Here is a 26976-nt window from a genome sequence, read left to right on the forward strand (position 1 = left end):
AAGCTATGTTATGATGCGCAATCTGACTATTAACAAATAGTCCCTGTTTGTCAGCAGCCGTTAGGGTTTGTGCAATAAACAAAGAAAACCAATTTACTGATTTTTGGCTGATAATTTTAATAGGGAAAATCACACTTTTATCCCATTTCTTCAGCAACCTAAAATGATTTTCGATTAACAAATAAAGTGGGGAACGATGAGTAACAGCTACTTAGCATTTCCGGAAATTGATCCCGTAATGTTCTCAATTGGGCCAGTATCATTGCACTGGTATGGCTTTATGTATCTTGTAGGGTTTGTTTTTGCGTTATGGCTGGCAGGCCGCCGCGCAAGTAAACCGAATAGCGGTTGGACAAAAAACGAAGTTGAGAATTTACTGTATATTGGCTTTGTAGGTGTTTTTGTAGGTGGAAGACTAGGGTATGTTTTCTTCTACAACCTTCCTGTTTTTCTTGAGGATCCGCTTTATTTATTTAAAGTTTGGGATGGCGGGATGTCCTTCCATGGTGGCCTGATTGGGGTAATCTGTGCAATGGTATGGTTTGCACATCGTACTCGCCGCCGTTTCTTGCAAGTCTCCGATTTTGTTGCACCACTGATCCCTTTTGGGCTAGGTATGGGGCGCATTGGTAACTTTATTAATGGTGAGTTATGGGGTCGTGTAACTCTGGATACGCCTTGGGCATTCCTATTCCCTCACTCACGTAGCGAAGACATTCAACTTGCAGCACAAGACCCATCTTTATTGCCTATTTTAGAGCAATATGGCGTGCTTCCTCGCCATCCATCACAGCTCTATGAAATGTTTTTAGAAGGGATCGTGTTGTTCTTGATCCTTAATTTATTTGTGCGTAAACCTCGTCCAATGGGGAGTGTCTCTGGTTTGTTCCTGATTGGTTATGGTGCTTTCCGCATTATTGTTGAGTTCTTTAGACAGCCAGATGCTCAGTTAGGCCTATTTGGTGGTATCAGTATGGGTCAAATTCTGTCTATCCCAATGATTATTATTGGAATTCTAATGATTGTGTGGGCCTATAAGTACGGTAAAAACATTCCTGCTCATAAGCCCGATAATAAAGCACAACCAAGTAAGTAAATGAACATAATAAGGTGACGGTGGTTGATATTTGATGCTGCCGTTGCTTATAGCGCAAGAGAATCACTATGAAGCAGTATCTAGAGTTATGCCAACGCATCATTAATGAAGGCCAATGGGTTGAAAACAAGCGTACCGGCGTTCGTTGCTTAACTGTCATTAATGCAGACCTTGAATATGATGTGGCAAATAATCAATTTCCACTAATAACCACTCGAAAAAGCTTTTATAAGGCTGCGATCGCAGAGTTACTAGGCTATCTACGTGGCTATGATAATGCGGCCCAATTCCGTGAAATCGGTTGTAATACATGGAACGCAAATGCTAATGATAACCAAGCTTGGTTAAATAACCCACATCGCAAAGGTGAAGACGATATGGGGCGGGTTTATGGTGTTCAGGGACGTTCATGGCAACGGCCTGATGGTTCACACCTCGACCAACTTAAAAAAGTGGTTAATAATTTAAAAAATGGTATTGATGACCGCGCTGAGATAATTACTTTCTATAATCCTGGTGAATTTGATATGGGGTGTCTGCGTCCTTGCATGCATACCCATACTTTTTCACTCCTCGGTGATACTCTTCATCTGACCTCCTATCAACGTAGTTGTGATGTGCCGCTTGGCTTGAATTTTAACCAAGTGCAATGTTTTGTGCTGCTCGCTTTGATGGCACGGATTACTGGTCATAAACCAGGTAAGGCATATCATAAAATTGTGAATGCACATATTTATGAAAATCAACTGCCACTGATGCGTGATGTTCAGCTAAAACGTGAACCTTTTTCGTCTCCATCATTAACTATCAACCCTCAAATCAAAACATTAGAAGATCTAGAAACGTGGGTAACCACCGATGATTTTTCCCTCGAGGGCTACCAATGCCATGAAGCGATTAAGTACCCATTCACGGTATAGTGCTTAATGTTTCTCTAGAAAGCCAAGGTGATGCTCTGCCTTGGCTCTTTTTATCGTTTTTTGAACTGTTTGGTTATCTTTTTTTCTGCTCGTTCTAGCTTTTTGCGAGCCCACTCCTAAAACACAATTGATTATATGCAAATCTTGCATCTGTATGCGAAACGTCACGCAACAGCCTTCTTTTTTTCTATTCTTACTCTATTTTGCTGACATTATCAGACGCATATTTTACGAACAGGTGGCGGTGATAGATGGGCTGGCAAATTCAAGAACAGGAAAAAGGATTTACGCTGATCGAAGTATTGGTTGTGATATTTATCTGCTCATTGGCCTTATTGCCTGCTTTATATGGTTGGCAGCAACAGCAACAACGTATCCGTTTAATTGATGCTACACGGCAGGTTGCCGTATTCATTTATAGCCATTTGATGGAAAGCATTTACTTAAACCAACATCGTATTTTATTGATTAGCCACACACAGGGTGATTGGGCGGTCACTATCAAAGAGGCTGGAACTAACCAACAGATTGCAACATTGTCATCGGTGCAATTTAAAGATATTGGCATGAAATCAGCAACTCGAACATCAGTTGATCTCTATGGAAAACAAGGAACCAGTCATGCTTTTCGTATTGAGCTGATCAACGATTTTGGGCAGATGACAGTATTCATGTCAGCAGCAGGTCGAATAAGAGGTTGCAGTAATAAAAAAATCATTGGGGTTCCCCGCTGTTAGGGCTTATTGATGAATCTTAGCCATCAGAAAGGGTTCTCGTTAATAGAAACGTTAGTTGCGATGTCGATAGGGAGTCTGATCTGTATTGCAGCAATATCTGTTTTCCCAAATCTGATAAAGCAAGTACATCAATCATACATTCAATATCAAATTGATAGGGAAGTCCGTCAGGTAATGATTAATATGGAAAAGGATTTCAGACGAATAGGTTATTGTAGTCGTGCCTCTTGCCAAGGAGATGCTATTAAAATTAACGCTAAATTTTTAAGCCGCCACCCTAATTCATGCATTATTTTTGCCTATGACCAGAATTTATCGGGAGCATGGCGGCCCGTTCGAGGTAGGAACAAAGAGTCTGATTTTTTTGGTTATCGCCTAAATAACAAAAAATTAGAGTCAAATCGAAATGTTATGGATTGTGATGGTAATCGTTGGCAATCCCTATTTGATCCTCTAATGATTAAGGTCACTTCATTAAGGTTTACATGGCATGCCACTAAATCATTACTGGAAATGCGTTTACTTATTGAAACGCCTTACTTATCGAATAAGGTATTCCATTATCGTAGCTCTGTTTTATTAAGGAACTTGCGATGAGGAACCCAATTTTTCAGCAGGAGGGAAATATTGCATTAGTGATGGTCATTGTGTTGATGACGACTGCGCTACTGTTACTAAAAGGACTACATGTTTATCAAGAAAATGCACGTAATGAATTTTTTAAGGAAAAAAAATATGTTGAAGCATTTAATCAAGCCGAATCAGCCTTAGCGTGGGGGCTAAAACAATCTTGGCGCTTACAGACGTTTAATCGGCAACAGTGGCAGTGCCAGAAGCCACAAGCGTATTCATGGGAGAGTTGTATTAAACACTATAAAGGTGCTCAGTTTGTCCTTTCTGGTAAAGGAAAATATAAGGGGCAATATAATGTTATGCTCTATCGCTGGGTTTCACCTATTGCAGGAACTCAAAAAATAAGGGGGCAAATAAGCGGTTGGCTTGATTACTGCCCTGTTGATAAAAAGGGGTTTTGCCAATGAGCGATAAACGGGGCGGGCAACGTGGTTTTGCACTCATAGAGTCAATGCTTGCGTTAGTGATTTTTGCTATTCTGCTTGTCGCTCTGTTAAACTATACTCAACATATTACCTTGAATTTCAATTGGATATTTCACAGTTCAGCGGCTGTAAGGGAGCTACAAAGTAGCTTAGAGCGGAATGCAGTGGATATGGAGTTAATGCCAGATGACCCATCATTCCTTTATCCTAGCTGGCAGATAAACTTACAGTCATTTATGGTGTCTGAAAGTTGCACAAGCGCAACAGTCAGTTTATTAAGTACTCAGCAAGATTTTTCGCTAAACCGTTGGTTTTGCAGAACAGGAGATAACAATGTTTCAGGTTTATCATTCTAATCAATTAGAGCTGTTAAAGGAGTTAATGGCTCACTTAATGGAAAATGAACCACTTTCTCACCCGTTCGAGCAAGAAATCGTTTTAGTACAAAGTCCTGGTATGTCCCAATGGTTACAAATAGAGCTAGCAAAACGATTTGGGATAGCGGCAAATATTTATTACCCTTTACCTGCGACTTTTATTTGGGACATGTTTCGTTGTGTACTTCCAGATATCCCAAAAGAGAGTGCTTATACCAAGCAAGCAATGGCTTGGAAGTTAATGAAAATTCTACCTGAAGTGATTGATGAAGCTGAATTTGAGCCTTTACGTCACTACTTACAGAATGACTCAGATAAGCGAAAGTTGCACCAGTTGGCGGGGCGAGTGGCAGACCTATTTGACCAATATTTAGTTTATCGGCCTCAATGGATCGAGAAATGGCAGCAAAATGAATTAGTTGATGGGTTGAGTACAAATCAATTGTGGCAAAAGCGATTGTGGCTGAAATTGGTCGACTATACGCAAGCTCTTGAGCAGTCCCCATGGCACCGAGCAAACCTTTACCAGCAATTTATTGCTAAGCTTGAAAACAATCCAGATTTAAAAAACGCATTACCAAAGCGTATTTTTATTTGTGGTATTTCATCCCTACCGCCTGTGTACCTCCAAGCATTAAAAGCGATTGCAGAACATACCGATATTCATCTTATGTTTACTAACCCATGCCGTTATTACTGGGGAGATATTTATAGCCAATCATTTCTTGCTAAATTACAAAAAAGAAAACTAAGGCATTATATTGATAAGCATGAAATATCACGTTTTAAAATCGGTGAGCATACTGAAGTGTTATTCAACGATGAAGGCGAGCAAGAACTTGCCAACCCACTTCTTGCATCATGGGGGAAGTTAGGGCGAGATAATTTGTATTTTATTTCACAGATTGAGAGTGCGAATGAAATATCGGCATTTGTTGATACAAATCGCAGTAATCTATTAGAACATTTACAACAAGATATTTTAGATCTTGAAAACCATGCACAATTGGGAACGACACTAGCAGCTTATCTCTCTAGCAAGAACAAGCGGACGTTAGCGTTATCCGATCAGTCAGTGACTTTTCATTCTTGCCATAGTGCACAAAGGGAAGTCGAAGTTTTACAAGATAAATTGTTGTCATTATTTGAGTGTGATCCGACTCTGACTCCTAGAGATGTCATTGTCATGGTATCAGATATCGATAGCTATACGCCATTTATTCAAGCGGTATTTGGCAATACTGCATCCAAGCGTTATATCCCTTTTTCGATTTCGGATAGAAAGGCGTTACAAGCCCATCCTATTTTACAAGCGTTTATTTTATTGCTCGACCTGCCTCAAAGCCGCTTTTCCACGGAGCAAGTACTTACATTACTTGAGGTGTCGGCCTTTGCTGATCATTTTAATATCGATGAAAGTGAATTAAGTTTATTGCGCCGTTGGGTCAATGAGTCAGGGATCCGTTGGGGCTTAGATGATGACAATGTACGGGCTTTAGCATTGCCGGTGATTGGGCAAAATACATGGCAATTTGGTTTAAGCCGTATGTTGTTAGGCTATGCAATGGATAGTCGATATGGTCCTTGGCATGATGTTTTACCTTATGATGAAAGTAGCGGTTTAGCCGCTCAATTGGCAGGTAAGCTCGCATTATTGGTCGATACATTAAAAGAATGGCGAGCATTGTTAGAAGTTGAGCGAAATCTTGATGAATGGAAAGCGGTTTGCCAGCAACTGCTTAATAGTTTCTTTAAAGCTGATGGTGATACAGAGTTAGTGCTTAGTCTTGTTACAGAGCAGTGGCATAAAATTATCGAAAATGCATTAAGCTCTGGTTACGATGAAAAAGTGCCCCTACGTTTGATCCGTGATGAGCTGGCTGTATGCTTTAATGATGAAAAAATCAGCCAGCGCTTTTTGGCTGGCGCGGTGAACTTTTGTACTTTAATGCCAATGCGTTCAGTACCTTTCAAAGTCGTCTGTTTATTAGGTATGAACGATGGCGTTTACCCGCGAAGCATTCCTCCACTGGGTTTTGATTTAATGGCTGAGAAGCCTGCTAGGGGGGATAGAAAGCGTAGAGATGATGACCGCTACCTCTTTTTAGAAGCGTTGAATTCAGCAGCTAAGCAACTTTATGTCAGCTATATTGGTTTATCGATTCAAGATAATCAAACCTGTAACCCATCCGTGTTAGTAACAGAGCTTTTGGATTATATTTGCCAAAGTTTTTGTTTGCAGGGCGATGAGAAACTTAATATCGATGAGAGTGCACTGAGGTTAAAGCAACATCTAGTCACACAGCACAACCGTGTTCCTTTTGCCAAAGAAAACTTTATTGCTGATTCAACGAATCAGAGTTTTGCCAGTGAGTGGTTACCCGCTGCGAAAACGGTATTCCAAGGTAATAAACCCTTTATATCTCAGCTTAGTGAGCGCGAACCAATCGCTGAGCTCTCAGTTGAGCAGCTATTACGTTTTTATCGTCATCCTATAAGAGCATTTTTTCAACAGCGTTTGAAAGTTCATTTCACAATTGAAGAAACTGAACTTCCAGAAGATGAGCCCTTTATTTTAGATAGATTACAACGCTATAAAATTAATGAACGCGTATTAACTTTATTGGTTAAAGATGAGGATCCAACGCTTCTCTATCAGTCACTAAGAGCAGCAGGGCAATTGCCTGCGAAGCAGTTTGGTCAGCTATTTTGGGAACAACAAGTTAATAATATCATGCCATTGGCTGAAAAGGTTAAGGAGCAAAGTATTCAGCCGTTTGATCATGCGATAGATGCTTACATCAACGGTATTAAATTAACTGGGCTGCTAAGAAATGTGCATGAAAAAGGCGTATTGCGTTACCGACCTGCCTATTTAACTGCAAATGATGGTATTCAACTTTGGATAGAACACCTATTGTTTAATTTTTCGTTAGGTGAAGGTGATAGTATTGCATTGGGTCGTGATAATAGTACTTGGCATTTTTCTAGTGTAAAACAAGAACATGCTAAGAACTATTTAGAGCAGTTAATAATGGGGTACTGTGATGGTTTAAATAGTCCGTTATTACTGCTAAATCAAAGTGGTTGGAATTGGTTATCGGCTTGCTTCGATAAGAAAACGAAACAATATGATTTTGTTTCTGAAGATGTTCAGCAAAAAGCGTTATCAGTGCTAGTACAAAGCCTCCAAGGCTCATCAATGAAACGAGGAGAGATGGAGGATGATTATGTATTACGAGTTTGTAGGAATATTGACCAAAACTTAATTCAGTCGCTGTTGGAAAATACTCAGCGTTACCTTCTGCCAATGGCAGAACATCTAAAATAAAAAAAGGGGAGCATTAAAGGATGCTACGTTTGTCCAGAAGTATCGCTCAATTTTTCTTATTGATAACCTTAATGGTTTGGGGGGCGGGAGTAATTGCTCAGCCCCTTTGGCAGGTATTACCTGAAACTATCAATAAGAGTGAAAATGATCCAAGAACCTATCAAGCGGTTAAGCTGAATAACGGTATGACTGTTTTATTGGTATCTGATCCAAAAGCGACTAAATCATTAGCGGCAGTTTCTATTCCTGTTGGAAGTTTAGAAAATCCTGATAGCCAGTTAGGGTTGGCGCACTATTTAGAACATATGGTGTTAATGGGATCGAAAAAATATCCCGAGCCAAGCAGTTTGTCTGAGTTTTTACAGAAACATGGTGGGAGCCATAATGCAAGTACCGCAGCGCATCGTACCGCTTACTATCTAGAGGTTGAAAATAGTGCATTAAAAGATGCAACGGATAGGTTAGCGGACGCTTTAGCTGAACCATTACTGGATCCTACGAATGCGGATAGGGAACGTAATGCTGTTAATGCAGAATTGACCATGGCCCGCTCTCGTGATGGTATGCGCCTATGGCAAGTTCGTTCTGAAACGTTGAATCCTAATCATCCTAATTCACGTTTTTCAGGTGGAAATTTAGATACCTTGAAAGATAAGCCAAACAGTAAATTGCAAGATGAGTTAGTGGGTTTTTATAAGCAATATTACTCAGCAAATCTGATGAATGGCGTTCTATATGGTGATCAATCAATTGAGTCACTTGCTAAAATTGCAGTAGAAACATTTGGGCGTATTCCTGATCATAATGTTAAAGCTCCAACAACAGATGTTCCTGCTGTTACCGACAATGAAAAAGGGATTGTGATCCACTATGTTCCGGCTCAGCCACAAAAAGCCATTCAGCTTGAGTTCAGTATCAAGAACAATATGGCTGACTTTCGCAGTAAAAGTGATGAATACATAGGTTATTTAATTGGGAACCGTAGTCCAGGTACACTGGCGGATTGGCTGGTATCTGAAGGGCTGGCAGAAGGAATTAGTGCTTCCGCGACACCAAACACAGATCGTAATTATGGGACTTTCTCTATCTATATTACTTTGACAGATAAAGGGCTAGCAGAGCGAGATGAAATTATTGCGGCTGTTTTTGCTTATATTGATTTGTTGAAAAAAGAAGGTGTAACTAAAAATTACTTTGATGAAATTGCGAATGTACTGAATTTATCATTCCGTTATGGCTCTATTGTCAGAGATATGAACTATATTGAATGGTTATCAGATCAAATGATCAATGTACCGGTTAACCATGTGTTAGATTCTGATTATATTGCTGACAAGTATGATCCTGCGGCAATAAATGCAAGATTATCTGAGCTAACGGCTAAAGATGCACGGATTTGGTTTATCAGTCCAGACGAGCCACATAATAAGAAAGCCTACTTTGTTGATGCGGCTTATCAGGTTGATAAAATAACCCAGAAGCAGTTAACTCAATGGGCTAAGTTAGAAACTCAAATGAAATTCAGGTTACCTGAATTGAACCCATATATCCCAGATAACCTCTCATTAATTAAAACGGCAAAAACCTATAAACATCCTGAATTAGTGTATCAGGAAGGCAATACACGTGTGCTGTATATGCCAAGCCAATATTTTGCTGATGAACCTAAAGCAACTATTAACTTGTTATTAAAAACTAAAGTTGGTGATCAAGATGCAAAATCTCAGGTGACAGGGGCGTTACTGCAATATATTGCATCATTGAAAATGGATGAGTTGCAATATCAAGCATCAGTCGCGGGTATGTCAGTGTCCGTTTCACAGGGTCTTGGATTACAGTTTAATGCGAGTGGTTATACTCAACATTTACCTGAATTGTTTTTATCAATGACAAAGCTGTATTTAAGTTTTGAACCAACAGAAAGAGAGCTTGCTCAGGCTAAATCGTGGTATCAGGAAAAAATAAAGGTGGCGAATAATGCTAAAGCTTATGAGATAGCAATGCAGCCACTGCGCCGTATTGATACCGTGCCTTATTTTGAGCAAGAAGAGCGTCTGTCGGCATTAGACAGTATTTCGTTAAAAGATATCACTGAATACCGCAGCAAAGTCGTAGAGAGTGCGTCATTACAAGCTATGGTTATTGGTAACTTAACTGATAAGCAAAGTATTAATGTTATTAAAGATGCGCATGATTTACTGAAAAGTAAAGGAAATAGCTGGTGGCGTGGTGATATCGTCGTGGTTGACAAGCCTTATTTGGCTGACTTCCATAAGCAAGCTCAAAGTACTGATAATGCGTTAGCTGAAATTTTTATTCCTGAAGGATATAGCCGTATTGAAGGCGCAGTCTTATCAGGTTTGCTGTCTAATATTATTCAGCCATGGTTCTATGATCAACTGAGAACTAACGAGCAACTTGGTTATGCTGTATTTGCCTTCAAAGTTGGCTTAGGTGACCAGTGGGGAGTCGGTTTCTTATTGCAAAGTAATGCAAAAACACCTGATTACTTAAATACTCGTTATCAAGAGTTTTATAATGTCACTCTCGACAAGTTGAAAAATTTACCAGCTCAAGATTTCGAGCAATATAAACAATCCATCATTACAGAAATGAAGCAACCACCACAAACTTTCTATGAAGAAGTAGGACGCTATTCATCTGACTTTAGTCGTAATATTTTTACCTTTGATACTAGAGATAAAGTTCTTGAGTTATTTGGTAAAACAACACAACAACAAGTCATTGATTATTATCAGCGTGCGGTGATGCAACGTAAAGGTTTAGCATTAACCTCCCAAGTGATAGGTCAGGGGGTTGATGAGAAAATAGGATATGCACCACTGAAAGGCTGGGTGTTCTATCCAAATGCTTCAGCGTTCCAAAAAGTTTTACCTATTAAGGAAGATGCAGAGTGAATAAAACGCAGATAGATTCTCAACTGTTAGATGCTTTTTCATTGCCTTTACAAGGTCAACGGTTAATTGAGGCATCGGCAGGCACTGGTAAAACTTATACCATTGGGATCCTCTATCTGCGCTTACTATTAGGGTTGGGGGAAGCAAATGCTTTCTCTCGCCCTCTTAGTGTTGAAGAAATATTAGTTGTGACCTTCACTGAAGCGGCAACCAATGAATTACGTGGTCGCATACGTGAGCGGATCCACAATATGCGACTCGCTTGTATTCGCGAAGGAGTAGGATTTGAAGGGCAGCCTGAGTATCTAGAGCTGCTTTCACAAATTCCAACACCTGAGCAGCGAGAGTTTGCAGCAAACTGGTTACTCACAGCTGAGCGCCAGATGGATGAAGCGGCGATTTATACCATTCATGGTTTTTGCCAAAGAATGTTGGTACACAATGCTTTTGAATCGGGTGTTTTGTTTGAACAAAACATGATCCAAGACGAACAACCGATTCAAAAGCAAGCTTGCGCTGATTTTTGGCGCCGTCATTTTTACCCGCTCGATTATTCAATGGCAAAAGTTATTTTGTCACAATGGAATAGTCCTGAAGCACTGTTGGCAGAAATAAAGCCGTTTTTGCAAGGCGATATGCCATATATTGTGAATGGCGCACAGGATGCAGAGACATTTGTACAACGGCATCAGCGTATCATTTCGCTTATTAACGAAGTTAAGGCGACATGGTTGAGTGGATGCGGTGAGTTTGAAAAACTAATCACTGACTCAGATGTAGATAAGCGTAGTTATAGCTCACGTTACTTACCCAGTTGGCTAGAAAAAATGACCAGTTGGGCAGAGGAAGAGACTCAAGATTATCAATTGCCTAAAGAGCTTATTCGCTTCTCTCAAGCAGCTCTACATGAAAAATCGAAAAGCGGAGCAGGTCCTGAGCATCAAGTATTTATTCAAATAGACCACTTGCTTACACAATCATTGACAGTTAAAGATTTAATTATCCCTCTTGCGATTACGGAAGTGAGGCAAAATATTGCTCATGAAAAACATCGACGTGGTGAAATGGGATTCGATGATTTGCTCACACGCTTAGACAACGCACTGAAAAGCCAAGGTGGGCAGTATCTTGCAGAGGCTATTAGTCAGCGGTTCCCCGTGGCGATGATCGATGAGTTCCAAGACACTGACCCGCAACAATACCGTATATTTCAGTGTATATATCGTGAGGTAGAAAATAGCGCTTTATTATTTATTGGGGATCCGAAACAAGCGATATATGCATTTCGTGGAGCGGATATTTTTACCTATATAGAAGCGAAAAAGCAGGTTAATGCGCATTATACGCTAGAAACAAACCATCGTTCGTCTGAGCAAATGGTTGAAGCTGTAAATCATATTTTTGGGCACTGTGATAACCCTTTTATATTTGAACAAATACCATTCAAGCCTGTTAATTTTTCTACAAAAAATGCAGATAAAAAAATATTGGAGAATGGCCAGCCATTGACGGCTTTGACATTTTGGCAGCTAGATAGGGAGGCCGTCTCTATCTCTGACTATGAACAAACCATGGCATCACAGTGTGCTGGGAAAATCAGCGAATGGTTGCAAGGCGGCTTGGCTGGAAGCACAGTTTTCCAAAATGGCAATGGGGAGCAATTACCCGTTTCTGCTGCAGATATTACTGTATTAGTGAGAAGTAGACGGGAAGCTATTTTGATTCGAGATGCTTTGAATCAATTAAATATACCGTCTGTTTTCCAATCAAATCGTGAAAGTGTGTTTGCTACCCAAGAAGCAAGAGATCTGTTATGGATCCTGCAAGCAGTGCTATCTCCTGAAAAAGAACGCGTATTGCGTTGTGCGCTAGCTACAGGTCTTATAGGCTTAGATGCTCAGCAGATAGATACCTTGAATTATGATGAAAGGAGATGGGAAGCATTAGTCGATGAGTTCACTCGCTATGCGATTATTTGGCACAAGCGTGGTGTACTGCCAATGTTACGAGTTCTCATGGCTGAGCGGCATATTGCGGAAACATTGCTTAGCGCGACAGATGGTGAGCGGCGTTTAATGGATATGATGCATATTGGTGAGCTGCTCCAAGAGATGTCTTTGCAACTTGAGGGGGAACATACCTTAGTTCGCTGGTTAACGCAGCAAATAGCCCATCCTGATCACCAGTCAAATGCTCAACAAATGCGGTTGGAAAGTGATAAACATTTAGTACAAATCAGTACTATCCATAAGTCAAAAGGGCTTGAATATAAAATTGTTTGGCTGCCTTTTGTGAGTAACTTTTTGCCGCAATCGAAAGCGCTCTTTCATGATCGTGAAGACTATGGCACTCGTTTAGACTTATCGGATAGCGAAGAGAATGTGGCTCTTGCTGACCAAGAACGTTTAGCTGAGGATCTACGTTTACTTTATGTTGCACTCACTCGTGCAATTTATCATTGTAGTGTTGGTATTGCTCCGATCATTAAAGGCAACCGTAAGAAAAGCGGTGAAACAGATTTGCATTTGTCTGCTCTTGGCTATTTAGTACAAAAAGGTGAAGCAGGAGATTTTAATCTACTTAATACAAGATTAGCTGAGCTTACTAACAGCGTAATTAATGTTGAACAGATAGCGCATATTGAATCAAATTCTTTGTCTTTAAGTGAAGTAGATGATGAAGATCTCTGTGCAAGAAATATTACACGCTTTTTCGATGATCAATGGCGAGTGACTAGTTATTCGGGCTTAAGTTACAGCAGTGGGCATGTTGAAAATGAACAGGTAATTAGCGCTGAACAGCTGGCGAACTCATTGGCACCAACAATGGATACTGAAGCTAGTATTGATACCTCTCTTCCATCAGTCATTGAGCTCGTTTTAACGCCTCACCAATTCCCTAGAGGAGCAGCGCCGGGCACTTTCTTACATGAGTTGATGGAAGAGATTGATTTTTCACAACAGATTTCATTAGAGTGGCTGGTAGAAAAACTAGAACTATCTGGTTTTGAGGCAAAATGGGCTGAAATGCTACAGTCATGGCTGACAGCGATCCTCCAAGCACCGCTTAGTGATGACGGCTTATGTTTATCTGCATTAGCTCCAAATGATATGCTCGATGAAATGCAGTTTTACTTACCTATTGAGAGTTTGTTAGACGCTAAACAGTTTGATCAAGTTACTCACCGCTATGACCCATTATCCAAGGTATGCCCACCTCTGAACTTTGAGAAAGTTCAAGGTATTTTGAAAGGGTTTATTGATCTGACATTTTTATGGAAGGGTAAGTTTTATATCCTTGATTATAAATCCAACTACCTCGGTGAAAATGCTGAGAGCTATACACAAGCGGCAATGGCTGAAGCCATGATAGATCATCGTTATGATTTACAGTATCAACTCTATTCGCTGGCATTACATCGTTATTTAAAACAACGATTGCCAAATTATCAATATGATGTGCATTTTGGTGGTGTTTATTATCTCTTCTTGCGAGGCATTGAGCAGGCTGGGTCGAAAAATGGCATTTTCTATTATCGGCCAGACTCGCTGTTTATCAATGAACTTGATCAGCTGTTTCGGGAAACACAAGAGGAACAAGAAAAATGATGAAAGAGCTGTTTAACAGAGCGCTCGAAGAGCATTTATTCACGCCTCTTGATGTCCAGTTTGCTTACAGTGTTGCTGAAGGGCAAAGCCCATTATTATTATTTACTGCGGCCTTATTAAGTTCCGAAACTATGACTGGACATGTTTGTTTAGCGTTGTCTGAGATTAGTGTTGATACCTTGTTTGCGGGAAGGCATCCTGAACTAGCTCATGAATTTTGGCTGGCAATCGGTGAACCAAATACTGAAACTATTTATCAAACAGTCAAGGACGCCTCTTTTGTCTCTTTAGCTGATGAAAGGGAGCTATCACCGTTAATATTATCCGATCATTTCTTGTATTTTCAGCGGCTATGGCAATACGAACAAAGTGTTTCTGCTTTTTTTTCCCACACTTCGTTACCTCAGTATGATAATCAAGCAGTTAAACTCATATTAGACGAGCTATTTCCCTCCTCAAAGGAAATTGATTGGCAAAAGATTGCTGCGGCAGTTGCAGTCACTAGTCAGGTTTCAGTAATTTCAGGTGGCCCAGGTACGGGGAAAACCACGACAGTTGCGCGGATCCTCGCTGCCTTGATTAAACTCGCTGTTAATAATAAGCAAACCATTCAAATTGAGCTCGCAGCGCCAACAGGGAAAGCGGCTGCAAGGCTAACAGAATCGTTAGGCGTGGCACTCAATGGCTTACCGCTCAATGATAAAGAACGAGGTATGTTACCGAGTCAGGCTAAAACACTACATCGATTATTAGGTGCTCAACCTGAAAGCCAGCAATTTCGTTATAATCAAGATAACCCATTAGTGCTGGATATATTAATTGTCGATGAAGCGTCGATGGTTGATTTACCTATGATGGGCAAGCTGATTGAAGCTTTACCTAAGCATGCAAAATTAATTTTTTTAGGTGATAAAGATCAGCTAGCATCGGTAGAAGCGGGAGCTGTGCTTGGTGATATTTGTCAATTTGCTGATGTAGGGTACAGTCCTCAACGAGCCTCTGAATTATCTCAATTGACTCATTATTCACTTGAGCATTTTACCTCTGAAAAAGGGCCTCTAATTAGAAATAGTTTGTGCTTACTGCGCAAAAGTTATCGTTTCTCTGCATCTTCTGGAATAGGTCAGTTAGCTTTCGCGGTAAATGAAGGTGATATAAAGTGCGCTGAGAAATTATTAAATAGTGAACTAGCTGATGTGCATACGTACTTGCAGCAAGATGAAAACGACTATGCGCAAATGTTGATCGCTGCAGCAGGTTTTTATCAAGACTACTTACTAGCAGTAAAAGCTAAGCAAACACCTTCTGAGGTCTTATATAAATTTAATCAATATCGGTTATTGACCGCTTTGAGAGATGGGCCTTACGGAGTCGTTGGTATCAATGACAAACTGGAAAAATTGCTTCATCGGCAGGGTTTAATCCACCGCCCGTATAATCAGATAAATAAACACTATGCGGGAAGGCCTATTATGATCAGCCGTAATGATAGTCCACTTGGCTTATTTAATGGTGATATAGGTATCATTCTTCCTGATGAAGATGGTGCATTAAGGGCTTATTTTCAGTACCCTGATGGCACAATCAAAGGTATTCAGCCGAATCGTTTACCATTGCATGAAACTGCGTATGCAATGACAGTTCATAAATCACAAGGGTCGGAGTTTACTCATACTGCATTAGTTCTGCCAAAAGTATATTCGCCTGTGTTGACACGAGAACTTGTCTACACAGCAATGACTCGAGCAAAGAAGGAATTGTCATTGTATTGCGGTATGAAAATTATACGTCGAGCTATCGAGACACCAACCAAGCGGCGTAGTGGTTTGGCAATGCAGCTTTTGAGTGCCAAAGAAAATTAACACCAGTAGTTTTGGCAAAATAATCGGATTTAAATGCAAAAAGGTAATGATATGGAAAACCAGCAAAAAATGACGGCGATGACGGTAACATTGAAAGCTCGGATTGAGCCGGAAAGACGTGCTGATTTAGAGGATGCATTTACACAAGTCATGCAAGGAATGGGAAAAGAGATCCAAGTGACAGGTGGTGGAACTTTACTGTCGGACAATGGTGAAGCAGAAGAGTGTGATATTGAGTTAGCCGTTGCAGATGCGAGCGATGAAAACATCAGCTTAATTATCCAACTGTTTTCATCAATGTTAGCGCCAAAAGGCTCGCGCCTAGTTATTCATGGCGAAGACTCAATGATTGAGTTTGGTGATGAGGAAGGGCTGGCTCTGTATCTCAATGGTACAGAGTTATCTGATGAGGTTTATGAAAATAGTGATATCAACGACATTTTCGATAAATTGGATGAGGCAGTTGAAGATATAGGTGCAATACATGGGGTTTGGGAAGGCCCTACAGAAACGGCATTTTATTTCTATGGCTCTTCATTCGCTGAGATGTCAGCACTTATCCAGCCGCTGATTGATAGCTTCCCATTATGCGAAAAGTCACGTGTAGTACAAATAGCATAATACAGTGATTGAATAATGAATGACTAACCTAATAGCTAGGTTAGTCATTTTGAAAGTTATTTATCTGTTTGTGTTTTCAAATCGAGCATCAAAATTTTAGAACGGCGTTGATAGTTATAAAGAGCTTGTTTTTTTAGCGGTAGCATTTCAATTTCTGCGGGCATGAAGCCTCTTTCTTGAAACCAATGAATGCTACGCGTAGTGAGGACAAACAGTTTATCTAACCCTAATTGTTTAGCTTGTAATGCAACCCGATGTAACAATTCTTCCCCTCGAGAGGAACTGCGGTAATCAGGGTGTACTGCAACACAGGCCATTTCCCCTAATTTTTCATCGGGGTAGGGGTATAGAGCAGCGCAAGCAATTATTAAACTATCACGTTCAATGATGGTAAATTTATCAATTTCCATCTCAAGTTGTTCTCTTGAGCGCCTAACGAGGATCCCTTGTTGTTCAAGAGGGCGAATAAGCTCAAGGATCCCGCCGATATCATTAATATTGGCACGACGGATTTGCTCTGCACTTTCCATAACAATTTGTGTGCCAATACCTTCACGAGAAAACAATTCTTGGATCAATGCGCCATTTTCTTGATAGCTTAACAGGTGGCTTCGGCGTACTCCACGGCGGCAAGCTTTTGCAGCTCCACGCAAGAAACGAACGGTACCTGAATAGTAGTCGCCCTCAGACTCTAGTTCTTGAATGCGAATTTCTGCATCATTTGGGAACAATTCAGATAAAATATTGCCTTCTTTATCCGCCACACCTTGTGAAGAACAAAAGCCAATTAATTTTTCAGCTTTCATTTTGACAGCAAGTTGAGTTGCAACCTCTTCTGAAGTGAGGTTGAAACTTTCACCAGTGACAGAAACAGCAACCGGCCCAATCAGCACGATAGAACCATTGTCGAGCTGCTTATTAATAGCATCTTCATCAATACGGCGAATACGTCCGCTGTGGCAATAATCAACACCGTCATCAATGCCAAGTGGCTGAGCAATGACAAAGTTCCCACTGACCACATTGATGTGAGCACCTTGTAATGGGGTATTGCTTAAGCTCATTGACAAACGTGCGGTAATATCAAGCAATAGAGCCCCTGAAGCTTGTTTAACATATTCAAGTGTATTCGAGTCAGTGACTCGAGTATGTTTATGATAAACGGCTTCATAATTATGTTCAGCTAAAATGCCTTCGATTTGTGGTCGAGCGCCATAAACCACTATAATGCGGATCCCAAGGCTATGTAATAGACCTATATCGTTGACAATACTTGGAAAATTTTCATGCGCAATTGCTTCGCCACCAAGCATAATAATAAATGTTTTGCCGCGGTGGGCATTGATATAAGGAACCGAATGGCGAAACTCATCAACCAATTCGGTGCTGCGCTCTTTCATAACCACCCTCTTAAGTGAATTTTTATTCGCTAATAATGTATTTTTATTCTTTTTGGCGATAAATATCAAGTAAAAGATAAAATAAGGTTTGTAACATTATTATTATTAGCATTTACATATATAGATATTTAAAAGTGTATTCTTAATGACAGTATGCTAATGATTCGTTAGAGTTATCTTTCTGGCCTCTATTTGGCTTTTATTCTAAAATCACCTGATATTATGTTTTAGGTTCGGAATTATTGATGAGTCACCAAGAGCACAGTTCATCTAAGCGTCGCTTTATTAAAGGGGCTGCAGCAGTTATGTTGCTCAGCGTCAGCCCATTCGGTTTTGCTGCGAGTAGTAACGTTATTGCTGTTCGTATTTGGCCCGCATCATCTTATACACGTGTGACGTTAGAATCGAATGTCCCGTTAAAGTATCGCCAGTTGGTATTGCATAACCCCGAGCGCATAGTTATCGACCTCGAAGGGGTGCAGCTGAATAATGTTCTGAAGCAAATGGGAACGCAAATTCAATCTCGAGATCCTCACTTAAAATTAGTCAGGGTCGGGCAGTTTGATCCAAAAACAGTACGTTTAGTTTTCGAAGTTAAAAATAAAGTCAGCCCACAAATTTTTACCATGGGGCCAGTTGCTGAATTTAAAAATCGCTTAGTGATGGACTTTTATCCACAAGGAGTCAATGCAACGGATGATCCATTACTTGCATTACTAGAAGATTACAATAAAGGCGATTTAGAAGAAAAAATGCCTGCTCAAGCCAAAAAACCGGGTAAAGCAGGCAAAGACCGCCCAATTATTATTATGATAGATCCTGGGCATGGTGGTGAAGACCCTGGTGCAATAGGTAAATATAAAACGCGTGAAAAAGATGTGGTGTTGCAAATTGCACGGCGTCTAAAAGCGTTGATTGATAAAGATCCTGAAATGCGTGCTTATATGACGCGTAATGAAGATGTATTTATTCCATTGAAAGTTAGGGTGGCGAAGGCCCGCAAAATGCAAGCAGACTTGTTTGTGTCCATCCATGCTGATGCCTTTACCAATCGTTCTGCAAATGGCTCTTCAGTTTTTGCATTGTCAACCAAAGGGGCAACGAGTAATACAGCCCGTTACCTTGCTCAAACTCAGAACGAAGCTGACTTAATTGGTGGGGTGAGTAAGAGCGGAGATGCTTACCTTGATCATACAATGCTTGATTTAGTTCAGACTGCAACGATCAACGATAGCTTGAAGTTTGGTGATGAAGTATTAAAACGCATGGGGAAAGTGAATCGCCTACATAAAAATAAAGTAGACCAAGCGGGTTTTGCAGTACTTAAAGCTCCTGAAATTCCGTCCATTCTAGTGGAAACAGCATTTATCAGTAACCTTGAGGAAGAGCGTAAGCTCAAAACAGCTAAATTCCAGCAGCAGATGGCTGAGTCAATCTTCCAAGGAATTAAAGCTTACTTCCGTAATGGTGGTGAACTGGCAATTAGAAATTAATAAGGCTATGTTTAATTTAGAGGGGCGGCGAACAGCAATGTGAGTTGCCTTTTTTATTTATGGATTCAATTGAAGATAAAAGAATTGGTTGCGGGGGCTGGATTTGAACCAACGACCTTCGGGTTATGAGCCCGACGAGCTACCAAGCTGCTCCACCCCGCGACTGAAGAGGGTATATTTCAGGGATATTGGTTGCGGGAGCCGGATTTGAACCGACGACCTTCGGGTTATGAGCCCGACGAGCTACCAGGCTGCTCCATCCCGCGCCTGAAATATATTTTTGACACTAACTAATTATTGGTTGCGGGGGCTGGATTTGAACCAACGACCTTCGGGTTATGAGCCCGACGAGCTACCAAGCTGCTCCACCCCGCGTCCGATGCGGGCACTATACTCGGGATGAGATCTGATGCAAGTTTTTTCGTGTTTTTTTTCAAAATTTCGCATAAATAGAACAAAAATCGTTCTTCATGTTCATTTATTACACTCATGTATGTGTATCGATATTAATTAGCGCATTAAATAATTTTTGCCATTTCATTATTGATTTGGGTTTGCTATTGTGCGCTACATATTGGATTGGTGCGGGCATTATGATATGAAACAATGGCAAAAATGGTGTGTTTCAGGGGCATTTATTTCTTTATTGGCGGGTTGTCAGTCTCACCCGACAGATAAAGGGCAGCAATATAAAGATGGTCGTTTAAATCAAGATCTTAAACAAGTTAGCCAGCTGAATGTGCAGGGGCGCCCCATTAACTCACAAGATTTCGACCGTCAAATCAGCGAAATCAAAAATGCATCACCAAGGCTATTTCAAAATAATAACGATACCTACCATGCGATTGAAAACTGGTTAGTTGCAGGTGGTGATCCTAAAACATTAGCAAATTTCAATTTAACAGCTTTCCAAATGGAAGGGGTGGATAATTACGGCAACGTACAATTTACGGGCTATTACACACCGGTTATTGAAGCGCGTCGTACTAAACAAGGTAACTTCCAACATCCGCTCTATGCTATGCCTCCAAAAGGTAAGAAACGGTTGCCTAGCCGTGCCGCTATATATAATGGTGCTTTAAGCGATAACTTGATTTTGGCTTATAGCAATTCAGCTGTTGATAATTTTATGATGGAAGTTCAAGGCAGCGGCTATGTCGACTTTGGTGACGGTAGCCCATTAAACTTTTTCGGCTATGCAGGTAAAAATGGCCATGCATATAAAAGTATTGGTAAGGTCCTCGTCGATCGTGGTGAAGTGCCTTTAGATAAAATGTCTTTGCAGGCGATCCATGATTGGACTAACAGCCATAGTGAACAAGAAGTTCGCCAGTTACTTGAAGAGAATGCTTCATTTGTCTTCTTTAAACCACAATCATTTGTTCCGGTTAGAGGGGCGAGCGCGGTACCACTGATTGCTAAAGCCTCTGTTGCTTCAGATAAAACATTGATCCCACCGGGAACGGCATTATTAGCTGAAGTCCCAGTTCTGGATAATACGGGTAAATTTACGGGGCGCTATGAAATGCGTATGATGGTTGCCTTAGATGTGGGAGGCGCAATTAAAGGTCACCATTTCGATATTTATCATGGAACAGGCCATGAGGCAGGTAAAATGGCAGGTTTTTATAATCATTACGGAAGAGTGTGGGTTTTGAAGAAAAGCCAACCACTTTTCGGGACTGTACTCTAAATAATTTATGGTGCAGCTAGGCGACAAGTGAATGAGTTGCTAGGAGCATACATAAGTATGTGACTGGCGCGAGTGAGTGGAGTCACCATACCTTAATGAAAGGCGCTGCAACTTGAAGTATGACGAGTATATGTAGTTACTAAGGTTGTTACTTATTATGCAAACTAAGCTTTCAGATGCTTGGATGCAGCGCTTTGCTGGAATCGGCCGTCTTTATGGGCAGCAAGCGCTGTCCCTTTTTGCACATTCACATATTTGCGTGATTGGAATTGGTGGTGTTGGGGTTTGGGCTGCTGAAGCATTGGCACGTACAGGTATCGGTACGATCACTTTGATTGATATGGATGATGTCTGCATTACTAATACTAACCGCCAGCTGCATGCGCTCAAATCAACTGTTGGTCAGCCAAAAGTTGAGGTTATGAAAGCAAGGATCCTTGAAATTAATCCTGAGTGTACTGTTAATGTTGTTGATGACTTTATAACAGCAGATAACGTGGCAGAGTTACTTTCAGTAGGGTTTGACTATGTGATTGATGCGATTGACAGTGTTAGGCCAAAGGCTGCGCTTTTAGCTTATTGTCGACGCTATAAAATCCCTATTGTGACAACTGGCGGGGCAGGCGGTCAAATTGATCCAACCCAAATTCAAGTGGTTGATTTGGCAAAGACAGTTCAAGATCCTTTAGCTGCCAAGTTGCGTGAGCGATTGAAATCTGATTTTAATGTGGTGAAAAATAGTAAAGGCAAGTTAGGCATTGATTGTGTCTTTTCCACTGAACAATTAGTTTACCCGCAAAGTGATGGTTCCGTCTGTGCAGCTAAGAGCACCGCAGATGGTTCAAAACGAATGGATTGTGCTTCGGGTTTTGGGGCTGCAACGATGGTAACAGCGAGTTTTGGTTTTATTGCTGTATCACATGCACTTAAAAAGATGGTGGCTAAACACCAGAGAGAAAACGCGCCTAAAAATTAAATAAGGGAAACGGATTGTTTCCCTCTATTCAATTATTCTGTTGGCGTCATTTCACTCGCAAAGTTTTGTATCGTCGTGATAAGTGCCGCAATTCCATTTTGCCTTGACTCGCTGAGCTGCCCAGTAAGGCCTGTTTTATTTAAAATCTCTTTGAAATCGATAGCTAAAATTTCATGGCTATTTTTTTGTTCAACAGCGGCTAATAAAAGTGCAAACAAACCTTTTACAACGCGTCCTTCGCTATCACCATAAAAGTGAAAGGTTTGGTCGTCATTGAGCCTAGCACCAATCCATACTCGATTTTCACACCCTTTAACCTCTTGAGTTTGCTGTTTTTGCTCTTCAGTCAAAACAGGAAGTTGGCGAGCGAGCTGGATGAGTAAACGATATTTATCTTCCCACGCTTTTTGTGTCGAAAACTGTTCTATCATTTCCTCGATTTTTAACTCCGTACCAAACGGGTGTGGAGCAAATGTCGGTGTTATTGAAGTCATTAGGCTTCCTTATTCATCTTCATCATTTAATATCGAGAGTGCAAATTTGACTGCATTAATAAATTTATCAATATCTTGTCGTTCATTATATGGCATCACTGAAATACGTAAACAGCCACTAATTGCCATCGCATCCATTAACGGTTGCGCACAATGTTGACCATAGCGTAATGCAATTTTTTGTTCAGTCAACAACATCCCTAAATCACTAAAGTGTATACCTGCAAAATTGAACGCAAGTAGCGGTGAGTTTGGTTGGCTGTAACAAATAAAGCCAGATAACTGGTTAAGCTGCTGACGTGCGTAATTAATTAAGGCGCAGCAATGTGCTTCAGATTGATGTAAATCAGTTTGATTTAGCCATTCAAGGGCTGCAGAAAAAGCGATAACACCGGCGATATTTGGTGTTCCGGCTTCAAAACAGTAAGGAACTGGAGCTGGGGTAAAATGTTCAAAATTAACCTCTGTTAGCATTTTTCCTCCACCATGCCATGGCGGCATCTGTGCAAGTAGCTCAGATTTGCCATAACAAACTCCGAGCCCTGTCGGGCCATAGAGTTTGTGTGTAGAGAATGCATAAAAATCGATATCTATTGCCTTGACGTCAATGGGGCAGTGAACAACACCTTGTGCGCCATCAACAACAATCAGAGCGCCTACAGCATGAGTTAACAAGGTTATTTGTGCTAAGTCGGGTTGAAAACCCGTCACATTTGACATTTGGGTAATTGCAACGACTTTGGTACGTGAACTCAGACGTGATTTAAGGCTCTCTAGATCTAAAGTATATTGTGTATTTACTGGCCATTTAATAATTTTGGCACCAGTTTGCTGGGCGAGGATAATCCAAGGTAATAAATTAGAATGATGTTCTAATTCACTAACAATGATTTCATCATTAGGTTTTAAATGATTTCGAAAATAACTTTGAGTAATCAGGTTAATTGATTCGGTAGTTCCCCGTGTCCATATAATGTTTTTGTCACTTCTCGCATTGATCAATCGGGCTGCCCGCTGACGCCCTTGTTCATAATTTTCCGTTGTTTTTAACGCTTCAGGGGATTGGCCTCGATACACAGAACTTCCCGAATAGCGATAATAATCATCTGAAGCTTGAGACATTAATAGAGGTTTTAGCGAGGTCGCTGCACTATCAAGAAAGATAGTTGGGGAATTAATCGCAGGGAACTGATCTCGAAATTGCTTTGCAGAGAAATAATGCATTTTATTTATTCTTTATCTGAGTGTGTTCTGTATCTGAAATTTGGGTGTTTTATTTGTAATCAAGACTAATAATGATATTCTAGACTAGCTCTTTGAAATATCTTGTTACATTCGTTGGGTTAGCTAATGTTACTCGGAAATGATTATGTGTTTTAGGTCATATTGCAATCATTTTTATTTTATTTGCTAAGCACTAAAATGTGTCACCAAATCAAAATCAAGATTTATCTTAAATATCTTACTGTGGATATTTTTTGTAAACTGAATGACGATTTGTCTTTTTTGGACTTATGGTTGGTTTTGCAGGCAAAAAAAAGCACCGCATTGGGCGGTGCATCACAAAAATCACTATGGACAGACAGGGTAAATGTACAGGAAGTGAAAAAACAGTAGCTAACGCTACAAAGTCTGGCATTCCCAGACAACTTGCAAACACAACATCACAACCACAAAGCCAAAAGTTCCAAAGTAACCAAACTCTGTAACTTTTCGTTCCGGCTTAGGAAGTGCGCATACTATAGGTATTTACTGGCGTATCCTCAATGGACAATTTATAATGCTTCGGATGAAAAAAACTAATGCATATAACCATGTCGAGTAGAAGTGATTATGTCTAAAAGATTACCGCCCCTTAATGCGCTAAGAGTATTTGATGCGGCCGCTCGTCATTTAAGTTTTACTAAAGCGGCAGAGGAATTATTTGTTACCCAAGCAGCCGTTAGCCACCAAATGAAAAGTTTGGAAGATTTTCTTGGGCTGAAACTATTTCGCCGTCGTAACCGCTCATTATTATTAACAGAGGATGGGCAGAGTTATTACCTTGATATAAAAGAAATATTCTCCTCTATTAATGAGGCGACAAGAAAGTTACAGGCTCGAAGTGCAAAAGGGGCATTAACCGTTAGTTTGTCTCCAAGTTTTGCTATTCAATGGCTTGTGCCACGTCTTTCTAGCTTCAATCAAGCTTATCCAGGTATTGATGTACGCATTCAAGCTGTTGATAGGGAAGAGGATAAATTAGCTGATGATGTTGATGTAGCTATTTTTTATGGGCGTGGCAATTGGTCAGGTCTTAGAACAGATAGGTTGTACGCAGAATATTTAATGCCAGTTTGTTCTCCGGCATTATTAACTGGAGCACACCAGTTAAAGCAACCCGAAGATCTAGTAAATCATACTTTATTGCATGATTCTTCACGTCGGGATTGGCAAGCTTACATTCGCCAATTAGAATTGCACAACGTTGTCAATGTACAACAAGGTCCCATTTTTAGTCATAGTGCTATGGTGATCCAAGCCGCGGTGCACGGGCAAGGGGTTGCTCTAACCAATAATGTCATGGCTAAAAATGAAATTGACGCAGGTCGTCTGGTTTGCCCATTTAGTGAGGTGCTTGTCAGCAAGAACGCGTTCTACCTTGTTTGTCAGGAAAACCAAGCCGATTTAGGAAAGATATCCGCGTTTCGTCAATGGATCCTGACTCAGGCAGCGAGTGAACAAGAAAAATTGGGTTTTATTACGGGTGACCAGGATGTGGCGCTTATTCAGTAATCATACATACCTATAATGCTTTAAGTCGCGATAAAAAGGCAGTTTTCCATCAACAGGATCTGTATTGATGCCATTTGAAGTATGACACGTATAGTTAAAAGAAGGTGTTACTGTGAATAGTCGTTTGATGTTAATTTTTGCAGGGATTAGTGGCTTTTTTAGTGTCGCCTTTGGTGCGATTGGAACCCATGCACTTTCATCAGTCATGAGTGCACATCAGATGGAATGGATAGAAATTGGTTTACGTTATCAAATGCTACACACAGTCGCTTTAATGGTACTAGGGGCTATTTTATTACGTAAAGTGATCTTATGGTTTTACTGGTGTGGTGTTTTTTTTGCTGTAGGGATACTTCTTTTTAGTGGTAGCCTTTATTGTATGGCCTTGTTACAGGTAAAATACTTTTCCTATTTTACGCCAATAGGGGGAGTGTGTTTTCTTATTGGCTGGCTGTTGGTCGTTATCGGCGCTATGCGTCTAAGGAAACCGGCGTTACGCCATGAGTAATAAAATTGCATTATATTGCCGCCCAGGTTTTGAAAAAGAGTGTGCGGCAGAGATTACAGATAAAGCAGGGCAAAAAGAAATTTATGGTTTTGCTCGCGTTAAAGAAAATAGCGGTTACGTTATTTTTGAATGCTATCAGGCTGAAGATGCCGATAAGCTTGCTCGTGAGTTACCTTTTCGCGAGCTGATTTTTGCGCGTCAAATGATAGTGGTCGGTGAATTACTTAAAGATTTACCTCCGGAAGATCGCATCACACCAATAGTAAATGCACTTAAGGAGCAGGTCGAACGCGCAGGTGATGTTCGAGTTGAAGTAGCAGATACTAACGAAAGCAAAGAGTTAATGAAGTTTTGCCGTAAATTTACGGTACCTTTACGTAACGCGTTAAGGCAGGAAAAAATCTTATTAGCAAAAGAAAACTTTAAGCGTCCAGTCATTCATGTTTTCTTTATTGCGTCAGGTTGTTGCTATACAGGTTATTCATACAGTACGAATAGCTCTCCATTTTATATGGGGATCCCACGTTTGAAGTTTCCATCGGATGCGCCAAGTCGTTCAACATTGAAACTTGAAGAAGCATTTCATGTGTTTATTCCTTATGATGAATGGGATGAGCGTCTAGCAAGTGGCATGAATGCTGTTGATTTAGGGGCATGCCCCGGTGGTTGGACATACCAGCTAGTAAAACGCAGTATGATGGTGCATGCGGTTGATAATGGCCCAATGGCTCAAAGCTTAATGGATACAGGGCAGGTTAAGCATCATCGAGTTGATGGTTTTAAATTTCAGCCTAGCACCAACAATATCACTTGGTTAGTGTGTGATATGGTTGAAAAACCGGCGAAAGTTGCGGCTTTGATGACAGATTGGTTGCTACAGGGTTGGTGCCGTGAAGCCATTTTTAACTTAAAGCTGCCGATGAAAAAGCGTTATGAGGAAGTTTCGCATATCCTTGAAAAAATGCAGACACAGTTAAAAGAGCAAGGCATTAATGTTCGTATTCAAGCGAAACAGCTCTATCATGACCGTGAAGAAGTTACTGTACATGTTCAACGTATTTGGTCTGCATATGCACCGATCCGTGACTAAATAATCGAAATAACAGGCC

The 26976-nt window shown here is 40.6% G+C and carries 20 protein-coding genes and 3 tRNA genes; 17 read left to right on the plus strand and 6 right to left on the minus strand.

Annotated elements, in window-relative coordinates; genetic code table 11:
* The first annotated feature begins 196 nt into the window (after positions 1–196).
* The 11 genes from lgt (at position 197) to AC3Z9T_RS15715 (ending at position 16528) form a co-directional block, all read left to right on the plus strand.
* On the plus strand, positions 197–1096 hold the full coding sequence (gene lgt / locus AC3Z9T_RS15665; RefSeq protein ID WP_490127026.1) for a prolipoprotein diacylglyceryl transferase: 900 nt from the start codon (positions 197–199) through the stop codon (positions 1094–1096).
* 68 nt (positions 1097–1164) lie between these two features.
* Positions 1165–2016 carry a thymidylate synthase gene (locus AC3Z9T_RS15670; RefSeq protein ID WP_490127027.1) on the plus strand — a complete coding sequence of 284 codons (852 nt, stop codon included), beginning with the start codon at positions 1165–1167 and terminating at the stop codon, positions 2014–2016.
* A 251-nt stretch (positions 2017–2267) separates the two neighbouring features.
* Positions 2268–2753, plus strand: coding sequence for a prepilin-type N-terminal cleavage/methylation domain-containing protein (locus tag AC3Z9T_RS15675; protein ID WP_490127028.1), 486 nt, complete (start codon positions 2268–2270; stop codon positions 2751–2753).
* A gap of 9 nt (positions 2754–2762) precedes the next feature.
* Positions 2763–3350: a prepilin peptidase-dependent protein gene (locus AC3Z9T_RS15680; protein WP_490127029.1), complete on the plus strand. Its 588-nt coding sequence runs from the start codon at positions 2763–2765 to the stop codon at positions 3348–3350.
* The gene (locus tag AC3Z9T_RS15685; RefSeq protein WP_490127030.1) at positions 3347–3793 is read left to right on the plus strand and encodes a DUF2509 family protein; all 447 of its coding nucleotides are present in this window, start codon (positions 3347–3349) and stop codon (positions 3791–3793) included. The genes AC3Z9T_RS15680 and AC3Z9T_RS15685 overlap by 4 nt, the downstream gene beginning before the upstream one ends.
* A complete protein-coding gene (locus tag AC3Z9T_RS15690) occupies positions 3790–4167 on the plus strand; it encodes a prepilin-type N-terminal cleavage/methylation domain-containing protein (protein ID WP_490127031.1) in 378 nt (125 codons plus the stop codon). Before AC3Z9T_RS15685 ends, AC3Z9T_RS15690 begins: the two co-directional genes overlap by 4 nt.
* Positions 4145–7519 carry an exodeoxyribonuclease V subunit gamma gene (gene recC, locus AC3Z9T_RS15695; protein WP_490127032.1) on the plus strand — a complete coding sequence of 1125 codons (3375 nt, stop codon included), beginning with the start codon at positions 4145–4147 and terminating at the stop codon, positions 7517–7519. The genes AC3Z9T_RS15690 and recC overlap by 23 nt, the downstream gene beginning before the upstream one ends.
* A 20-nt stretch (positions 7520–7539) precedes the next feature.
* Complete coding sequence (gene ptrA / locus AC3Z9T_RS15700; RefSeq protein WP_490127033.1) at positions 7540–10437, plus strand: pitrilysin; 2898 nt, start codon at positions 7540–7542, stop codon at positions 10435–10437.
* On the plus strand, positions 10434–14045 hold the full coding sequence (recB, locus tag AC3Z9T_RS15705) for an exodeoxyribonuclease V subunit beta (protein ID WP_490127034.1): 3612 nt from the start codon (positions 10434–10436) through the stop codon (positions 14043–14045). The genes ptrA and recB overlap by 4 nt, the downstream gene beginning before the upstream one ends.
* Positions 14045–15907, plus strand: a complete 1863-nt coding sequence (recD, locus tag AC3Z9T_RS15710) for an exodeoxyribonuclease V subunit alpha (protein ID WP_490127093.1) — start codon at positions 14045–14047, stop codon at positions 15905–15907. Before recB ends, recD begins: the two co-directional genes overlap by 1 nt.
* Positions 15908–15958: 51 nt before the next feature.
* On the plus strand, positions 15959–16528 hold the full coding sequence (locus AC3Z9T_RS15715; RefSeq protein ID WP_490127094.1) for a hypothetical protein: 570 nt from the start codon (positions 15959–15961) through the stop codon (positions 16526–16528).
* A 56-nt stretch (positions 16529–16584) separates the two neighbouring features.
* On the opposite strand, the gene argA is transcribed toward AC3Z9T_RS15715, so the two are convergent.
* Positions 16585–17928, minus strand: coding sequence for an amino-acid N-acetyltransferase (argA, locus tag AC3Z9T_RS15720; RefSeq protein WP_490127035.1), 1344 nt, complete (start codon positions 17926–17928; stop codon positions 16585–16587).
* Between the two features lie 245 nt (positions 17929–18173).
* Between argA and amiC the strand changes: the two genes are divergently transcribed.
* Complete coding sequence (gene amiC / locus AC3Z9T_RS15725; protein WP_490127036.1) at positions 18174–19421, plus strand: N-acetylmuramoyl-L-alanine amidase AmiC; 1248 nt, start codon at positions 18174–18176, stop codon at positions 19419–19421.
* Between the two features lie 85 nt (positions 19422–19506).
* On the opposite strand, the gene AC3Z9T_RS15730 is transcribed toward amiC, so the two are convergent.
* The 3 genes from AC3Z9T_RS15730 to AC3Z9T_RS15740 form a co-directional block, all read right to left on the minus strand.
* Positions 19507–19583, minus strand: a tRNA-Met gene (locus tag AC3Z9T_RS15730).
* Positions 19584–19610: 27 nt separating this feature from the next.
* Positions 19611–19687, minus strand: a tRNA-Met gene (locus AC3Z9T_RS15735).
* Between the two features lie 32 nt (positions 19688–19719).
* Positions 19720–19796 (minus strand) — tRNA-Met (locus tag AC3Z9T_RS15740).
* Positions 19797–20019: 223 nt separating this feature from the next.
* On the opposite strand from AC3Z9T_RS15740, the gene mltA reads away from it, so the two are divergent.
* Positions 20020–21114, plus strand: coding sequence for a murein transglycosylase A (gene mltA / locus AC3Z9T_RS15745; RefSeq protein ID WP_490127037.1), 1095 nt, complete (start codon positions 20020–20022; stop codon positions 21112–21114).
* A 157-nt stretch (positions 21115–21271) separates the two neighbouring features.
* Positions 21272–22090: a tRNA cyclic N6-threonylcarbamoyladenosine(37) synthase TcdA gene (gene tcdA, locus AC3Z9T_RS15750; RefSeq protein WP_490127038.1), complete on the plus strand. Its 819-nt coding sequence runs from the start codon at positions 21272–21274 to the stop codon at positions 22088–22090.
* A gap of 32 nt (positions 22091–22122) precedes the next feature.
* Here tcdA and csdE read toward each other — a convergent pair whose 3' ends face one another.
* On the minus strand, positions 22123–22584 hold the full coding sequence (csdE, locus tag AC3Z9T_RS15755; RefSeq protein WP_490127039.1) for a cysteine desulfurase sulfur acceptor subunit CsdE: 462 nt from the start codon (positions 22582–22584) through the stop codon (positions 22123–22125).
* A 9-nt stretch (positions 22585–22593) separates the two neighbouring features.
* Positions 22594–23808: a cysteine desulfurase CsdA gene (gene csdA, locus AC3Z9T_RS15760; RefSeq protein ID WP_490127040.1), complete on the minus strand. Its 1215-nt coding sequence runs from the start codon at positions 23806–23808 to the stop codon at positions 22594–22596.
* A 609-nt stretch (positions 23809–24417) separates the two neighbouring features.
* Between csdA and AC3Z9T_RS15765 the strand changes: the two genes are divergently transcribed.
* The 3 genes from AC3Z9T_RS15765 to rlmM all read left to right on the plus strand — a co-directional run bounded on the left by AC3Z9T_RS15765 (position 24418) and on the right by rlmM (position 26957).
* Positions 24418–25359, plus strand: a complete 942-nt coding sequence (locus AC3Z9T_RS15765) for a transcriptional regulator GcvA (RefSeq protein WP_490127041.1) — start codon at positions 24418–24420, stop codon at positions 25357–25359.
* 127 nt (positions 25360–25486) lie between these two features.
* Positions 25487–25867 carry a DUF423 domain-containing protein gene (locus AC3Z9T_RS15770; RefSeq protein WP_490127095.1) on the plus strand — a complete coding sequence of 127 codons (381 nt, stop codon included), beginning with the start codon at positions 25487–25489 and terminating at the stop codon, positions 25865–25867.
* Complete coding sequence (rlmM, locus tag AC3Z9T_RS15775) at positions 25860–26957, plus strand: 23S rRNA (cytidine(2498)-2'-O)-methyltransferase RlmM (RefSeq protein WP_490127042.1); 1098 nt, start codon at positions 25860–25862, stop codon at positions 26955–26957. Before AC3Z9T_RS15770 ends, rlmM begins: the two co-directional genes overlap by 8 nt.
* Positions 26958–26976 lie beyond the last annotated feature (19 nt).

This window comes from Providencia sp. 6390, from assembly GCF_058148425.1.

What these genes read in the sequence shown, in the direction of transcription:
- lgt (WP_490127026.1), top strand. Translation starts at nt 197, where the DNA reads ATGAGTAACAGCTACTTAGCATTTCCGGAAATTGATCCCGTAATGTTC.
- AC3Z9T_RS15670 (WP_490127027.1), top strand. Translation starts at nt 1,165, where the DNA reads ATGAAGCAGTATCTAGAGTTATGCCAACGCATCATTAATGAAGGCCAA.
- AC3Z9T_RS15675 (WP_490127028.1), top strand. Translation starts at nt 2,268, where the DNA reads ATGGGCTGGCAAATTCAAGAACAGGAAAAAGGATTTACGCTGATCGAA.
- AC3Z9T_RS15680 (WP_490127029.1), top strand. Translation starts at nt 2,763, where the DNA reads ATGAATCTTAGCCATCAGAAAGGGTTCTCGTTAATAGAAACGTTAGTT.
- AC3Z9T_RS15685 (WP_490127030.1), top strand. Translation starts at nt 3,347, where the DNA reads ATGAGGAACCCAATTTTTCAGCAGGAGGGAAATATTGCATTAGTGATG.
- AC3Z9T_RS15690 (WP_490127031.1), top strand. Translation starts at nt 3,790, where the DNA reads ATGAGCGATAAACGGGGCGGGCAACGTGGTTTTGCACTCATAGAGTCA.
- recC (WP_490127032.1), top strand. Translation starts at nt 4,145, where the DNA reads ATGTTTCAGGTTTATCATTCTAATCAATTAGAGCTGTTAAAGGAGTTA.
- ptrA (WP_490127033.1), top strand. Translation starts at nt 7,540, where the DNA reads ATGCTACGTTTGTCCAGAAGTATCGCTCAATTTTTCTTATTGATAACC.
- recD (WP_490127093.1), top strand. Translation starts at nt 14,045, where the DNA reads ATGAAAGAGCTGTTTAACAGAGCGCTCGAAGAGCATTTATTCACGCCT.
- AC3Z9T_RS15715 (WP_490127094.1), top strand. Translation starts at nt 15,959, where the DNA reads ATGGAAAACCAGCAAAAAATGACGGCGATGACGGTAACATTGAAAGCT.
- argA (WP_490127035.1), bottom strand. Translation starts at nt 17,928, where the DNA reads ATGAAAGAGCGCAGCACCGAATTGGTTGATGAGTTTCGCCATTCGGTT.
- amiC (WP_490127036.1), top strand. Translation starts at nt 18,174, where the DNA reads ATGAGTCACCAAGAGCACAGTTCATCTAAGCGTCGCTTTATTAAAGGG.
- mltA (WP_490127037.1), top strand. Translation starts at nt 20,020, where the DNA reads ATGAAACAATGGCAAAAATGGTGTGTTTCAGGGGCATTTATTTCTTTA.
- tcdA (WP_490127038.1), top strand. Translation starts at nt 21,272, where the DNA reads ATGCAAACTAAGCTTTCAGATGCTTGGATGCAGCGCTTTGCTGGAATC.
- csdE (WP_490127039.1), bottom strand. Translation starts at nt 22,584, where the DNA reads ATGACTTCAATAACACCGACATTTGCTCCACACCCGTTTGGTACGGAG.
- csdA (WP_490127040.1), bottom strand. Translation starts at nt 23,808, where the DNA reads ATGCATTATTTCTCTGCAAAGCAATTTCGAGATCAGTTCCCTGCGATT.
- AC3Z9T_RS15765 (WP_490127041.1), top strand. Translation starts at nt 24,418, where the DNA reads ATGTCTAAAAGATTACCGCCCCTTAATGCGCTAAGAGTATTTGATGCG.
- AC3Z9T_RS15770 (WP_490127095.1), top strand. Translation starts at nt 25,487, where the DNA reads ATGTTAATTTTTGCAGGGATTAGTGGCTTTTTTAGTGTCGCCTTTGGT.
- rlmM (WP_490127042.1), top strand. Translation starts at nt 25,860, where the DNA reads ATGAGTAATAAAATTGCATTATATTGCCGCCCAGGTTTTGAAAAAGAG.